The organism is Streptomyces sp. NPDC002886, assembly GCF_042888445.1.
In the GTDB taxonomy this organism is placed as follows: Bacteria; Actinomycetota; Actinomycetes; order Streptomycetales; family Streptomycetaceae; genus Streptomyces.
The window spans coordinates 838,585-852,156 of record NZ_JBIAPV010000001.1 but is presented as its reverse complement, the minus strand read 5'-3'; the positions used below and the strand labels follow the sequence as shown (position 1 = coordinate 852,156).

General features: G+C 72.0%; 13 protein-coding genes. 9 read left to right on the top strand and 4 right to left on the bottom strand.

Features of this window, described 5'->3' with window-relative positions; all coding sequences use genetic code 11:
• Positions 1-28 precede the first annotated feature (28 nt).
• The 4 genes from ACFYYB_RS03800 (at position 29) to ACFYYB_RS03785 (ending at position 3,398) form a co-directional block, all read left to right on the top strand.
• On the top strand, positions 29-925 hold the full coding sequence (locus tag ACFYYB_RS03800; RefSeq protein WP_389433034.1) for a LysR family transcriptional regulator ArgP: 897 nt from the start codon (positions 29-31) through the stop codon (positions 923-925).
• A gap of 97 nt (positions 926-1,022) precedes the next feature.
• Positions 1,023-1,415, top strand: coding sequence for a TOBE domain-containing protein (locus tag ACFYYB_RS03795; RefSeq protein WP_327303211.1), 393 nt, complete (start codon positions 1,023-1,025; stop codon positions 1,413-1,415).
• 143 nt (positions 1,416-1,558) lie between these two features.
• Positions 1,559-2,647 carry a magnesium/cobalt transporter CorA gene (gene corA, locus ACFYYB_RS03790; RefSeq protein ID WP_389433033.1) on the top strand — a complete coding sequence of 363 codons (1,089 nt, stop codon included), beginning with the start codon at positions 1,559-1,561 and terminating at the stop codon, positions 2,645-2,647.
• A gap of 124 nt (positions 2,648-2,771) precedes the next feature.
• Positions 2,772-3,398: a GNAT family N-acetyltransferase gene (locus ACFYYB_RS03785; RefSeq protein WP_389433032.1), complete on the top strand. Its 627-nt coding sequence runs from the start codon at positions 2,772-2,774 to the stop codon at positions 3,396-3,398.
• Positions 3,399-3,417: 19 nt separating this feature from the next.
• Here the strand turns inward: ACFYYB_RS03785 and ACFYYB_RS03780 are convergent, their stop codons facing one another.
• Together ACFYYB_RS03780 and ACFYYB_RS03775 are read right to left on the bottom strand one after the other, a co-directional pair.
• Positions 3,418-4,620, bottom strand: a complete 1,203-nt coding sequence (locus ACFYYB_RS03780; protein WP_389433031.1) for a sensor histidine kinase — start codon at positions 4,618-4,620, stop codon at positions 3,418-3,420.
• On the bottom strand, positions 4,611-5,273 hold the full coding sequence (locus tag ACFYYB_RS03775) for a response regulator transcription factor (protein ID WP_389433030.1): 663 nt from the start codon (positions 5,271-5,273) through the stop codon (positions 4,611-4,613). Before ACFYYB_RS03775 ends, ACFYYB_RS03780 begins: the two co-directional genes overlap by 10 nt.
• 179 nt (positions 5,274-5,452) lie before the next feature.
• On the opposite strand from ACFYYB_RS03775, the gene ACFYYB_RS03770 reads away from it, so the two are divergent.
• The 4 genes from ACFYYB_RS03770 to ACFYYB_RS03755 all read left to right on the top strand — a co-directional run bounded on the left by ACFYYB_RS03770 (position 5,453) and on the right by ACFYYB_RS03755 (position 9,910).
• Positions 5,453-6,727, top strand: a complete 1,275-nt coding sequence (locus tag ACFYYB_RS03770; RefSeq protein ID WP_389433029.1) for an ABC transporter permease — start codon at positions 5,453-5,455, stop codon at positions 6,725-6,727.
• An 81-nt stretch (positions 6,728-6,808) separates the two neighbouring features.
• Positions 6,809-8,194, top strand: coding sequence for an FtsX-like permease family protein (locus ACFYYB_RS03765; protein WP_389433028.1), 1,386 nt, complete (start codon positions 6,809-6,811; stop codon positions 8,192-8,194).
• A gap of 5 nt (positions 8,195-8,199) precedes the next feature.
• Positions 8,200-8,910 (top strand): ABC transporter ATP-binding protein, encoded by a 711-nt coding sequence (locus ACFYYB_RS03760; protein WP_389433027.1) that lies wholly within the window; start codon positions 8,200-8,202, stop codon positions 8,908-8,910.
• Positions 8,911-9,058: 148 nt separating this feature from the next.
• Positions 9,059-9,910 carry a chitosanase gene (locus ACFYYB_RS03755; protein ID WP_389433026.1) on the top strand — a complete coding sequence of 284 codons (852 nt, stop codon included), beginning with the start codon at positions 9,059-9,061 and terminating at the stop codon, positions 9,908-9,910.
• Here the strand turns inward: ACFYYB_RS03755 and ACFYYB_RS03750 are convergent.
• Entirely contained in the window at positions 9,883-11,310 is a 1,428-nt protein-coding gene (locus tag ACFYYB_RS03750) for a glycosyltransferase family 87 protein (protein WP_389433025.1), read from the bottom strand. The two genes, ACFYYB_RS03755 and ACFYYB_RS03750, sit on opposite strands and share 28 nt — an antisense overlap.
• A 103-nt stretch (positions 11,311-11,413) precedes the next feature.
• Positions 11,414-12,319 carry a helix-turn-helix domain-containing protein gene (locus ACFYYB_RS03745; RefSeq protein WP_389433024.1) on the bottom strand — a complete coding sequence of 302 codons (906 nt, stop codon included), beginning with the start codon at positions 12,317-12,319 and terminating at the stop codon, positions 11,414-11,416.
• A gap of 105 nt (positions 12,320-12,424) precedes the next feature.
• Here ACFYYB_RS03745 and ACFYYB_RS03740 point away from each other — a divergent pair, with 105 nt between their 5' ends.
• Entirely contained in the window at positions 12,425-13,540 is a 1,116-nt protein-coding gene (locus tag ACFYYB_RS03740; RefSeq protein ID WP_389433023.1) for a serine hydrolase domain-containing protein, read from the top strand.
• Positions 13,541-13,572 lie beyond the last annotated feature (32 nt).

The following is a 13,572-nucleotide window of genomic DNA, read 5'->3' as shown; positions in this document are numbered from 1 at the left end:
AGATTCTTACGTAGCATTAGCCGCTGTGATGGATGAGCTGCCTGTCGACCAGGTACGGACCCTGCTCGCGGTGATCGACGAGGGCACCTTCGACGCGGCGGCCGCCGCCCTGCACGTGACCCCCTCCGCCGTCAGCCAGCGCGTCAAGGCATTGGAGCAGCGGACCGGGCGGGTACTGCTGATGCGGACCAAGCCCGTGCGGGCGACCGAGTCGGGGGAGGTCCTCGTGCGCTTCGCCCGGCAGCTCGTCCGGCTGGAGCGTGACGCGCGGGCCGAGCTCGGCATGGCCGAGGGCCTGGGACCGGTGGTGCTGCCGATCGCGGTCAACGCGGACTCGCTGGCCACGTGGTTCCTGCCCGCGCTGACGGGGCTGCCGCAGGACCCGCCGGTCTGCTTCGAACTGCACCGGGACGATCAGGCCCACGCGGCCGAACTGCTGCGGGACGGACGTGTGATGGCGGCGGTCACCTCGCAGCCGGTGCCGGTGGCGGGCTGCACGGTGCGCAGGCTGGGGCTCGTGCGCCACCTGGCGGTGGCGAGCCCGGAGTTCGCGGCGCGGCATCTGCGGGGCGCGGTCGAGCGGGACCTGAGGGAGGCGCCGGTCGTCGTGTTCGACCGGCTGGACCTGCTCCAGGACGAGTTCGTGCGGGTGGTGACGGGGGACGCGGCGGCCGGGGCGTCCGCGGTACGCCACCACGTGCCGACCTCGGAGGGGTTCTGCGACGCGGTGTCCGCCGGGCTGGGCTGGGCGATGCTGCCGACGGCGCAGGCGGATCCGTTGCTGGAGGCGGGCCGGCTGGTGGTGATCGCGCCCGGGCGGAGCCTGGACGTCCCGCTGTACTGGCAGCAGTGGAAGCTGGACTCGCCCGCGCTGTCCATGGTCGCGGAGGCGGTGGCACGGGCGGCCGCGGCGGCGCTCGACTAGACCGTCCCTTCCAGACCGTCCCCTCGGGGCCGTCTCCTTCGGAGGCTCTGCCCTGTGGCCTGCGAGGACCGGTCGGGGGAGGGCTTAGGCTGCGGGCATGGAGTCCTACACCATCGGCCAGGCGGCGCGGCTGCTCGGCGTCAGCGTAGACACGGCCCGGCGGTGGGCCGACGCGGAACGGTTCCCGACGCGTCGGGACGGCACCCGGCGGATGGTCGACGGGCCGGACCTCGCCGCGTTCTGCGTGGAGATCGCGCAGGAGGGCGGCGACGACGAGGGGACCCCGTACACCTCGGCGCGCAACGCCTTCCCCGGCATCGTGACGGGCGTGAAACTGGGCACGGTCGACGCGCAGGTGGAGATCCAGGCCGGACCGCACCGCGTCGTGTCGCTGCTGACCCGGGAGGCCGTGGAGGAACTCGGCCTGGAGGTCGGGGCGCGGGCGACCGCGCGGGTGAAGTCCACGAGCGTCTTCATCGACCGGGCCTGAGGGCCGGTCGGTGGGGCCCGCCGGTGGGGCCGGTCGCTGGGGCCTGCCCGTGGGGCCGGCCGGTCGGGTGGGCTGGTAGGGCGGTCCGCGTGCCGGTGGCACACTGGCGGCTGATCCGCCGAAGGGGAGTACGTCCGTTGTCCATGTTCAGCACCCTGCGCCGAGCCGTGCGCCGCAGCTACCGGCGGGCCGTCGACCTCAGCCACCCGGCCCGCTCCCCGCTCGGCAGCGCCGTCGTCAACTGCATCGTGTACCGGGACGGCGTGCGCCAGGACGGTCACGGTCACGCCGATGTCGGCGAGGCGCTGCGCCGTGTCCGCAAGACGGGCGAGGGCTTCGTCTGGGTCGGTCTGCACGAGCCCTCGCAGGAGGAGTTCGCCGGACTCGCCGAGCTGCTCGGCCTGCACCCGCTCGCCGTCGGGGACGCGGTCCGGGCCCACCAGCGGCCCAAGATCGAGCGCTACGACGAGACCCTCTTCGCCGTGTTCAAGACCGTGCGGTACGTGGAGCACGAGGAACTGACCGCGACCAGCGAGGTGGTGGAGACCGGCGAACTCATGGCCTTCGCCGGCAACGACTTCGTCATCACCATCCGGCACGGCGGGCGCGGCACCCTCGGGTCGGTCCGCGAGGAGCTGGAGACGCTGCCCGAGCAGCTGGCCAAGGGGCCGGTCTCCGTCCTGCACGCACTGGCCGACCACGTGGTCGACGAGTACGTGGCCGTCACGGACGCGGTGCAGAACGACATAGACGACGTCGAGACCATGGTCTTCAGCGAGCACGGCGGCCGCGGGGACGCCGGGCGGATCTACCAGCTCAAGCGGGAACTGCTGGAACTGCGCAGGGCGGTGGCACCGCTGGCCCGTCCGCTCGCGCAGCTGAGCACCCAGCCGATTCCGGTCATCCCGCCGGAGATGCGCACCTACTTCCGGGACGTCGCCGACCATCTGACCCGTGCCACCGACCAGATCAGCGCGTACGACGCCCTCCTCGACTCGATACTCCAGGCCCATCTCGCGCAGGTGACCGTCGCCCAGAACGAGGACATGCGCAAGATCACCGCATGGGCGGCCATCGTCGCCGTCCCGACGATGGTCTGCGGGGTCTACGGCATGAACTTCGAGCACATGCCCGAACTGCACTGGACCTACGGATATCCCCTCGTGCTCGGCGTGATGGCCGTCGCGTGCTTCGTCATCCACCGGGGCTTCCGGCGCAACGGCTGGCTCTGACCGGCCGGAGGGCCGGGGCGGGTGGGCCGGGGCGGGAGGGCCGGAAAACCCCGGGAGGATGGCCCGTGGTGCCCGGTAGGGTCCCCGTGTTGACGCGCGGACACGAGGAACGGGCAGGTCAGGCATGCGGCAGGCAGCGGCGAGCGCGGGGGCGACGGCGGAACTGTCCGGGGAACGGGTGCGGTTGGAGCCGTTGGAGCCGCGGCACCACGACGGGCTGTGCGAGGCGGTCCGCGACGGCAGCCTCTGGGAGCTCGCGGTGACGATCGTCCCGCACCCCGACGATGTGCGGGGCTTCATCGAGGACGCCGTCGAGGCGCGGGCGCAGGGCCACCAGATCCCGTACGCCACGGTGGACGCGGCGACGGGACGGGTCATCGGATCCACCCGGCTGATGGTCATCAACACCGCGAACCGGCGACTGGAGATCGGCTGGACCTTCCTGGCGGCCTCCCGGCAGCGGAGCGGTGCGAACACCGAGGCGAAGCTGCTGATGCTGACGCACGCCTTCGAGACGATGGGGATGAACCGGGTCGAGCTGCTCACCGACGTGCGGAACGCGAAGTCGCGGGCGGCGATCACCCGGATCGGCGCGCAGCACGAGGGCGTGCTGCGGCACCACATGGTCATGCGGGACGGCTGGATCCGCGATACGGCGGTGTACAGCATCACGCGCCCGGAGTGGCCCGAGGTGAAGCGGGGCCTGCGGGCCCGCCTGGCGGCGCACCCGGTCGCCCCCACGGAAGGCTGAGCCCAGCCCAGCCCCCGGCCTACGGCGCCCCCGGCCGGAAGCGCAGGGTGAGGGTGAGCCCGCCTTCCGGGCCCGGGCGCGCCGTCAGGGTGGCGTGGTGGGCTTGGGCGATGGAGGCGGCGATGGAGAGTCCCAGGCCGTTGCCGGCCGTGGTGGTGCGGTCCGCGTCGAGGCGCCGGAAGGGCTCGAAGAGGTCGGGGACGCGGTGGGCGGGGATGCGGGGGCCGGTGTTGGTCACCGTCAGGGCGGATCCGTCGAGCCCTACGCGTACGTGGCCACCGGGGTGGTTGTACTGGACGGCGTTGCGGATCAGGTTCGTCAGCAGGTGCCTCAGCAGGACGGGGTCGCCGGGAACGAACCACGGCGCGGCGGCGACGCATTCGATGCGCAGGCCTGCCCCGGCCGCGAGCGGGGCGAGTTCCGCGGTCACGAGCCGGGCGGTGGCCGCGAGGTCCACGGGCTCGGTCTTCTCCAGCCCGCGGTCGCTGCGGGCCAGGAGCAGGAGCGCGTTGATGAGCTGTTCCGCCTCCCGGTTGGCGTCGAGCAGGTCTTCGCGGACCTCGGTGAGCCCATCGGGCAGGGGGTCGGCGAGGCCGACCTGGAGGGTGGTGCGCTGGACGGCCAGGGGGGTCTTCAGCTCGTGGGAGGCGTTGGCGACGAAGCGGCGTTGGCTCTCGAAGGACCTCTCCAGCCGGTCGAGCATGGTGTCGAAGGTGTCGGCGAGGCGGTGCAGTTCGTCGTCGGGGCCGGTGAGCGCGAGACGTTGGTGCAGGTTCTGTTCGCTGATGCGGCGGGCGGTCTCGGTCATGGAGGCGACGGGGCGCAGGGCGCGTCCGGCGAGCCACCGGCCGAGGAGTCCGGCGAGCAGCGCCATGACGAGGAGGCCGATGGCGGACCAGAGCACCATTTGGTGCAGTGCCGTGTCCTGGACGGCCCGCACGGTCTGATCGATCTTCTGGATCGCGGCGACGTCGCTCGGAGGATCGGGTGTGAGGCACGGGCGGGTCGGGTGCACGGGGTCGAAGGGGGAGGCCCGTCCACTCGGCAGGTCGCCGTACGTAATGGAGATTCCCTGCACCTTCTGGGACGTTCCGTAGCGTGCGAGCAGCACCACGAAGGCCAGGAGGAAGGTGCCGGCGAGGAGGAAGAGCCCGGAGAAGGCGATGGCCAGGCGGGTACGGAAGGGCAGTCCGTTCAGCAGTGCCCGGGGGCTCAGTCGCACAGCCGGTACCCCTCTCCCTTGTCGCTGAGGATCAGGCAGGAGTCGCCGAGTTTGCCGCGCAGACGGCTGACGGTGGTGCGGACCGCCCCGGTGCGCGTGTCGAGGTTCTCGTCCCAGACGGTACGGACGATCTCGTCGTGGGCCACCGGTGCCCCGCCGGCCCGCATCAGCAGGCGCAGGACCGCGGTCTCCTTGGGGGACAGCTCCAGCGGCATTCCGTCCACGGACACTTCGCGACGGGTCTCGTCCAGGGTGATGTTCCCGAAGCTGAGCACGGCGGGGGGCGGCTTGGGGGCGCGCCGGCTCAGTGCCCTCACCCGGGCGACGAGTTCGGTGAAGTCGAAGGGCTTGGCCAGGTAGTCGTCGGCGCCGAGCGCGGTGAGGCCGTAGACCCGGTCGGTGAGCTCGCCGGCCGCCGTGAGCATCAGGATCCTGGGCGGGTCGGTCAGCTCGCGCAGCCGTCTGCACACCTCGTCGCCGCTCATCACCGGCAGGTCCCGGTCGAGGATCAGCACGTCGTAGGCGGTGAGCAGGCACATCCGTTCGGCCTCGTCGCCCGTGGCGGCGATGTCGACTGCCATCGCCTGACGGCGCAGACCGGTGGCGATGGTGCGGGCGAGGACGCGGTGGTCCTCGGCTACCAGGACTCTCATGTCCCCAGGAAACCAAGATCACGATTGCAGCGGGATAAAGGCCCGCGAGCGCGCCGGGAGATGTCCGGCATCCGTGGGCCGGACGTGCGGAACGAGTGTGGAACGACTGCGGAACGAATCCTTATGCCGCTGTAACACGCTTATCTTCCCGCAAACGGCGGACTGCTTTCCTCCGGGACATGAACTTCGTCAAACGCGCCGGAACGAGCCTGGGTGCCAGGAGATCCAAGACCGCCGCCCTGCTCGCGATCTTCCTCGTCCTGTGCGCCCTGCTCCTGGGCGGCTTCCTCCTGCAGGCCGCCGCCGCCCGCCAGGAAGCCGGCGCGCAGCGCACGATCGGCGTCGACGTGACCGTCAGGAAGGACGGTCTCACCCGAGCCCTCGCCGACCGGCTCGGCGCCCTGGGCCTGGTGCACCGCTACAACGCGGAGATCGCGGTGCGGGCCGGCGCGCAGGGCTTCACGCCGTTGACGTCGAAGGTTCCGGAGCCTGTCGGAGCCGCGGGCGGGGAGAAGGACAAGGGCGCGCTGGCCGTGAACGGAGTGCGCGACTCGGACATGCTGCTGCCCTTCTCGTACGGCTCGACGAAGATCACGGCGGGCCGCGGCATCACCCCCGAGGACGAGGGCCGCGACCTCGCGGTGATCGAGCAGCGCCTGGCAGACCAGAACCACCTGAAGGTCGGAGACACCCTCCGGGTGCGCTCCGCGGACGGTGACCGCACCACGGACGTGACGGTCGTCGGCATCCATCGGGACCCGGCCCAGGATCCGACGATGTGGGTCGCGGCGGATGAACTGCCCGGCAACCGGCTCTACGTCCCGCTGGGCACCGCGCAGAAGCTCGGCGCCGGTACCGCGGCGGTCCGCGAGGCGGTGTACAGGATCGGCTCGCCGGACCGGGCCCGGCGGCTGCACGCCGAGACCGAGCGCGTCCTGGGCAAGGGCGGCTTCGACTTCCGTGTCAACGACAAGGCGTACAAGGACCAGGTCCTGCCCATCCAGCGGGTCGGCGCGTTCGCGGGACTGCTCGTCTGGGTGATCGCCCTGGCCGGGGCCCTGATCCTCGGCCTCATCGTGATGTTGCAGATCCGTGAACGGCGCTCCGAGCTCGGGGTGCTGCTCGCGATGGGCGAGAAGAAGTGGAAGCTCATCGGCCAGCACGCCGTGGAGGTGGCGGCCGTGGCCCTGCCCGCGGTCGTACTCGCCGCGCTGGCCGGCGCGCTGGCCGGACAGTCCGCGGGTGACGCCTTCCTGGGCGGCCAGGGTGACGCGCCGGTGTCCGCCGCCGGCGCCGCGGACACCGGGATCGAGCCGCCCACGGTGCGGGTCGAGGCGGCCGACGTCGGCAAGGTCGCCGGCATCGCGCTCGGGATCTCCCTGGTCTCCACCGTCATCCCGGGCGTCGGGATCCTGCGCCTGCACCCCCGCTCCATCCTCACCGACACCGAATAACCACCCTCCCCCCGAACCCCCGTCACCACCCCCGTCGCACCGGGCGGCCAACCGCCGGCCGGACCGAGAAAGCCGATGCCCATGAACTTCGTCAAACGCGCGGTGCTCAGCCTGTGGGCCCGCAAGGGCCGCACCTTGATCACCCTCGCCACCTTCCTGGTCATCTCCGTGATGGTCCTGGCAGGCGTCCTGATCAACGGCGCGACCGCCCGGGCCGAACAGGACGCCAAACGCTCCGTCGGCGCCGAGGTCAACCTCGATGTGGACATGAGCCAGATGGGCAACGCCGCACAACTCCAGGCACCGAGCATCGAAGCCGCGACCGTCGACAAGATCGGCTCCCTGCCCCAGGTGCAGAAGTACACCTACTCCATGTGGGACCGCGCCCTCCTGACCGGCAAGAACAAGCTCGTCGACGGCGGCACGAAAGACGCCATGGGCATGGGTCCCGGCGGGACCATAGGCATGGGCGTCCTGGACTCCTCGCTGCTGCCCGACTTCCGCAGCGGCAAGTCCACCCTCCTGTCCGGCTCCCACATCACGGCCGCCGACAAGGACAAGAAGCAGCTCCTGATCGAGGAGCGCCTCGCCCGGCAGAACGGCCTCACGGTCGGCGACACGATCACCCTCACCGGCAACGACGAGAAGACCACCGGCGAGTTCACCATCGGCGGCATCTACCGCGACCCGCGCCCCACCACCGACGCCGACCCCGAGTACGGCATCAGCCCCGCCAACATGCTCTACGGAACGGTGGGCGGCCTCTCCGCACTCGACCCCGGGAGCAACGGGCCGCGCAAGGTGGGCAAGGCGACGTTCCTCCTGAACGACGCCGACGGACAGGACGCGTTCAAGAGCGGGGCGAAGCAGGTCGCGGGCAAGGAGCTGACCGGCTTCAAGCTCGACGCCAACGACAAGGCCGTCCAGCAGATGACGGGCCCGCTCAAGAGCATCCGCTCCACGGCCACCGTCGCCATGTGGCTGATGGGCCTCGCCGGCGCGGCCGTCCTGGCGCTCCTGGTCAACCTGGCCGTCAAGCAGCGCCGCACCGAGTACGGCGTCCTGCTGGCGATGGGGGAGAAGAAGAGCAGGCTCATCGCCCAGCAGGTCCTGGAGATCGTGGTCGTCGCCGTCATCGCCATCGGGCTCAGCTCGCTGTTCGCCCCGAGGCTGACCCAGAGCGCCGGCCAGGCACTGCTCGGCAGGGAAGCCTCTTCCGCCGCGGAGAAGCTCGGCTCCTGGAAGCCCCCGGCCCCGGGCAGCACCGGACTCGACCAAGGCATCGACCCGAACGACCGGCCCGTCGAGAACGCCGACCCCATCGACCGGATCACCGTCGCGCTCGACCCGGCGGACCTCGCCGCCGTCGGCGGCATCGGCCTCGGCATCGGACTCCTCGCCACCGCCGTCCCGGCCGCGTCCGTACTGCGGCTGAGCCCCCGCACCATCCTCACGAAGGGCAAGTGACCGCCATGACCACCGCCACGACCACGGCCCCGCCCGTCCTGCGCCTCACCGGCGTCAGCCACACGTACTCGGGCCAGCGCCGCAGGACCACCGTCCTCAGGGACGTCGACTACGCCTTCGAGCGCGGGACCTTCTACACGATCCTGGGCCCCTCCGGCAGCGGCAAGACCACGCTGCTGTCCCTGGCCAGCGGCCTCGACGCCCCCACCAAGGGCACCGTCAGCTTCGACGGGCAGGACCTCGCGGAGCTGGGACTCGGCCGCTACCGCAACAAGCACGCCGCCACGATCTTCCAGCAGTACAACCTCCTCACCTACATGACCGCCCTCCAGAACGTCACCACGGCCATGGAGATCACCGGCGCGAAGCCCGGGACCGGAAGCCGCAAGGCGCGAGCCATGCAGCTCCTGGAGAGCATCGGCCTCGACAGGGCGATGGCCACCCGCAACGTGCTGCGGCTCTCCGGCGGCCAGCAGCAGCGTGTCGCCATCGCCCGGGCCCTCGCCTGCGACGTCGACATCCTCTTCGCCGACGAACCCACCGGAAACCTCGACGAGGACACCGCCCAGGGCATCATCGGCACCTTCCGGGACCTCGCCCACCGGCAGGACAAGTGCGTGGTCGTCGTCACCCACTCCCAGCAGCTGGCGGCCCAGTCGGACCGCGTCCTCCAACTGCGCAAAGGCAGGCTCACGGAACAGGCCGACATGCGCTGAGGGCCCGTGCCCGCAACGCCCGTGCCGGTAACGCCCGTGCCCCCTGCCGTCCGTGCCCGTGCGGTCCGGGGTCTTGAGGTGGTGGGACTTCTGGTAGTAAAGTTTCCTAACGAAGTCGCCAGAGCAACAACTCCCTTATGGAGGCACTGTGTTCACCCCCCACCGCAAGCGACTGGCCGTAAGTACCGTGCTCGGCGCCGCCCTTCTCGCCGTGCCCGTCACCGCCCACGCGACCGCCACTGCCGCCGCCCCCACCGCGGCACCGGTTTCCGCGAAGGTGTTGCCCGCCGCCGTCGGACTCGACGACCCGGTGAAGAAGGACATCGCCATGCAGATCGTCTCCAGCGCCGAGAACTCCTCGCTGAACTGGAAGGCGCAGTACAAGTACATCGAGGACATAGACGACGGCCGCGGCTACACGGCGGGCATCATCGGATTCTGTTCCGGCACCCACGACATGCTCGAACTCGTCGAGTACTACACGCAGATCAAGCCGGGCAACGTGCTCGCCAAGTACCTCCCCGCCCTGCGGAAGGTCGACGGCAGCGACTCGCACTCCGGGCTCGACCCCAACTTCACCAAGGACTGGGTGAAGGCGGCCTCCGATTCCGACTTCAAGAAGGCCCAGGACCACGAGCGCGACCGGGTCTACTTCAACCCGGCCGTGAACCAGGGCAAGGCCGACGGAGTCGGCGTCCTCGGGCAGTTCACCTACTACGACGCCATCGTCATGCACGGCGACGGCACCGACTCCACCAGCTTCCGCAACATCCGCAAGCGCGCCCTCACCAAGGCCAAGCCCCCGGCCCAGGGCGGCAACGAGACCACCTGGCTGAACGCCTTCCTCGACGCCCGGGTCTGGGCGATGAAGCAGGAGGAGGCGCACAGCGACACCAGCCGCGTCGACACGGCCCAGCGGGTGTGGCTCAAGAAGGGCAACCTCAACCTCAACACCCCCCTGGACTGGAAGGTCTACGGGGACCCGTTCCACATCGGCTGACCGCCTCGCGGAGCGTGAGGCGGCGGTCCGGGGCGAACTCCCCTCCCTCCCCGGGCCGCCGCCCGCCGCCGCAGCGCCCACCCCACCAGCACGGCCGCGCCCGCCAGCCCGTACGCCACCGGGATCGTCGCCCCGCCCAGCGCGCGCACCGAGACGTACGCCGCCGCCCCCGCGACCGCCACCCCCAGCCACTCCGCGCGGCCGTCCAGCGCCACCAGCGCGATCAGCAGCAGCGCGTACCAGGAGTACCCCGGGGTCATCAGCAGGAACGCCGTGCCCGTCACCAACAGCGCCGCGCTCCAAGGCCGTTCGGGATCCCCGCGCCGCCAGACGTACGCCGACACCGCCAGCATCCCGACCGCGACCGCGGGCACCGACCAGGAGTCCGGGAGCACGAGGCGCAGCAGCGCGTAGCGCCCGCCCGCGCCCGGGTCCTCGTACCCCTCCTCCTCGGCGTAACCGCCCAGGTAGCCGAAGACCGACCCGCGCGAGAGCAGCACGTACGGCAGGTAGGTCAGGCCCACGACCGCGGCCGCGGGCAGCAGCAGCGCCGCCGCGTCCCGCCACCGCCGTACGCCGGCCAGCGCGCCCGGCAGCAGTACGGCCGGCAGCAGCTTCGCCGCGATCGCCAGCCCGAACAGGGCGCCGCCGAGGGCGCGTCGGCGCACCACCACCCCCAGCGCCGCCACCGACAGCAGGACCGCGAGCACGTCCACGTGCGCGTTGTTCACCGCCTCCACGGCCACCGCCGGACACCAGGCCCAGTACGCGGCGGTACGCAGCCGCGCGCCCCGGCGGCGCTGGATCAGCAGCAGCGCCCCGGTCACGGCGAGCGCCAGCAGGGCCCCACCGGTCTGCAGGGCCTTGTGCCGCACGCCCGGTGGGGACAGGGCGTGCACCAGCCCGAAGTACCCCTCCGCGACGGGCGGGTAGACGGTGTGGACGCCGGGCCGGTTGATGCGGGTGCACACCCCCGGCTCGACGGTCACCCGGTCGGGCCCGGAGCAGGCGGCCGCGCCGCGCGGGAACAGCCAGTCGTCGCGCAGGGCGCGCAGCTCCGGATCGGCGGGGGCGTGGTCGTACGGGGAGATCCCGGCGGCCTGCACCCGCCCGTCCCAGGCGTAGCGGAAGGAATCGGTGCTGGTCAGCGGCGGCCCGGAGAGCCCCGCGGCGCAGACGGCCAGCGCGCCCGCCAGCACGAGGGGGACCACGTACCGCTCCGGGACCCGCCGCAGCGTCCAGGCGGCCGCGCCGAACAGCGTCCAGGCGGCCGCGTACCACCAGGTGAGCCGCGCGGGGTCGGCGAAATAGCCCTCCTCGCGGACGGCGGGCACGAGAACGGCGGTCAGCGCGGCGAGCAGCAGCACGGTGAGGAGGGTCCGGGCGCGGGGGTGGTCCATACGGCCAGCCTGGCAGCGCGGGGCGCCGCCGGACGGTCGACCCGGCCCGGCGTCCGCGTTTCGTAAGGTGTCGGGCGGGCGGGTGACGGCGGCCGGCGCGTCGTCAGACGCCGCCCCGCTCGACCGGGATCCACAGCTGGGAGCCGGTCTCCGCGCCGATCGCCACCGGCCGCGTCAGGAGCAACTCCGGCCCTGGGCGGCTCGTGTACGGGTTCGAGGGGAACCACTGGGTGAACACGTCGCGCCACAGCTCCTGGAGGGAGCTCGGATAGGGCCCGCGGTTGTCGAAGACGGCCCAGGTCCCGGCCGGTACGTCGAGGGCATCGAGGGTGTCGAGCGTGTCCGTGGCGTCGAGTGCGTCGGGTTCTGCGGCGGGCGTCCCCGGACCGGTCACCACGCCGACCCAGTAGTCCACCTCGGCGCCCTCGTCCCGGCTGTCGGTCAGGTGCACCACCGCCGACAGGACCCCTTCCGGCTCCAGGCTGGGCAGCTCCTTCATCCGCCGGACCGTCCGCTCGTCCAGGCTCTCCACGTGGGCCGTGGCGGCGGCGTTGGGTCCGTCGTGCACGAGGGGGACCCGGGCCTTGCGGCCGAGGACCCGGAACGGGCCCTTCTCCACGATCCGGTACCGCATGGCAGTGCTTCCCTCGACGACGACACGGAAGGACATGCGGGGCTGCGCCGTGAGCACCGCGCCCGTGCGCCGGGCCTCGCCCGGCCCGATGCCGTGCACCGACCGGAACGCCCGGGCGAACGCCTCGCCCGACCCGTACCCGTACCGCACCGCGACATCGAGCAGCGTCAGCTCCCCGGCGAGCACCTCGGCCCCGGCGAGGGTCATCCGCCGGCGCCGCACGTAGACCGGGAGCGGCATCCCGGCGAGCGCCGAGAACAGCCGCCGGAAGTGGTACTCCGACACCGCGGCGATCCGGGCCACCTCGGCCATGTCGATCTCCTGGTCGAGGCGGGACTCCAGGTGCTCCAACGCCAGGTTCAGCCGCTCCAGCACGCCGCCCGCCCTTCCGTGCCCGCCCCGTGGTGTCGTGCCCGCCCGACAGATCCGGTGCGGGAAGTATCGGGCGGCAGACCCCGGCGCCGCCCGAGGCTTATGCCCATGAACGACATTAAGGGATATTGCGAGCCGCGGTTCGGGGCGGTCCACGAGGCACTCGCGGGGCTGCTCGACAAGGACGACGTGGGTGCCTCGGCTGCGGTCTACGTCGACGGCGAGCCGGTGGTCGACCTCTGGGGCGGGTACGCCGACGCGGACCGCTCCGTCGCATGGGAGGGCTCCACCCTCACCTGCGTGAACTCGACGACCAAGAACATGACGGCCCTGTGCGCGCTGATCCTGGCCGACCGGGGCCTCCTCGACCTGTCGGCGCCGGTCGCCGCCCACTGGCCCGAGTTCGCCGCGGCGGGCAAGGAGGGCGTGCTCGTACGGCACGTGCTCTCGCACACCGCGGGGCTGCCGGACCTTCCCGGGCTGAACACGGTCGAGGAGCTGTACGACTGGGAGGGCGTGACGGCGGGGCTGGCCGCGCGGGCCCCCGCGTGGGAACCGGGAACGGCCGCCGGCTACCACGCGCTCACCTTCGGGTTCCTCGTCGGCGAGATCGTCCGCCGCGTCACCGGGCTCGGCATCGGCGAGTTCTTCGCGCGGGAGGTCGCCGGCCCGCTGGGCGCGGACTTCCACATCGGGCTCCCCGCGGAGCACGACCACCGCGTCGCACCACTGATCCCGCCGCCGTCGCTCACCGACGCGTACGCGGCCACCGCGCCGCCCGGACCGGACGGCGCACGCCGGGAGGACACCGGCGTCGCCGTCCGGGTCAGGGACGTCAACACGCCGGCCTGGCGCCGTGCGCGGCTCCCCGCGGTGAACGGGTACGGCAACGCCCGTTCCGTCGCCCTGGTCCAGTCGGCGCTGTCGAACCGGGGCACCGCCGCCGGCGTGCGCCTGCTGTCGCCCCGGGGGTGCGAGCCCGCGTGGCAGGAGGTGTTCGGCGGCCCGGACCGCGTGCTGGGGACGCCGATGTCCTGGACGACGGGCTTCGGGAAGTTCGGCAACACCTTCGGCTGGGGCGGCTGGGGAGGCTCGCTGGTCGTGAGCGACCCCGACGCCCGGATGACCGTGGCCTACGTCATGAACCGGATGATCGACCGGGAGCACCGGCAGGACGACCGCGGCATGGAGATCGTGATGGCCGCGTACGGAGGACTGCGCTGACGGGGCGACGGGCCACGGGCGTTCGATAGGTT

Coding starts and splice junctions, on each gene's coding strand:
- ACFYYB_RS03775 (WP_389433030.1), bottom strand. CDS start 5,273: ATGAGAGTCCTGGTAGCCGAGGACCACCGCGTCCTCGCCCGCACCATC.
- ACFYYB_RS03760 (WP_389433027.1), top strand. CDS start 8,200: ATGACCACCGCCACGACCACGGCCCCGCCCGTCCTGCGCCTCACCGGC.
- ACFYYB_RS03770 (WP_389433029.1), top strand. CDS start 5,453: ATGAACTTCGTCAAACGCGCCGGAACGAGCCTGGGTGCCAGGAGATCC.
- corA (WP_389433033.1), top strand. CDS start 1,559: ATGTTCAGCACCCTGCGCCGAGCCGTGCGCCGCAGCTACCGGCGGGCC.
- ACFYYB_RS03800 (WP_389433034.1), top strand. CDS start 29: ATGGATGAGCTGCCTGTCGACCAGGTACGGACCCTGCTCGCGGTGATC.
- ACFYYB_RS03740 (WP_389433023.1), top strand. CDS start 12,425: ATGAACGACATTAAGGGATATTGCGAGCCGCGGTTCGGGGCGGTCCAC.
- ACFYYB_RS03765 (WP_389433028.1), top strand. CDS start 6,809: ATGAACTTCGTCAAACGCGCGGTGCTCAGCCTGTGGGCCCGCAAGGGC.
- ACFYYB_RS03750 (WP_389433025.1), bottom strand. CDS start 11,310: ATGGACCACCCCCGCGCCCGGACCCTCCTCACCGTGCTGCTGCTCGCC.
- ACFYYB_RS03795 (WP_327303211.1), top strand. CDS start 1,023: ATGGAGTCCTACACCATCGGCCAGGCGGCGCGGCTGCTCGGCGTCAGC.
- ACFYYB_RS03785 (WP_389433032.1), top strand. CDS start 2,772: ATGCGGCAGGCAGCGGCGAGCGCGGGGGCGACGGCGGAACTGTCCGGG.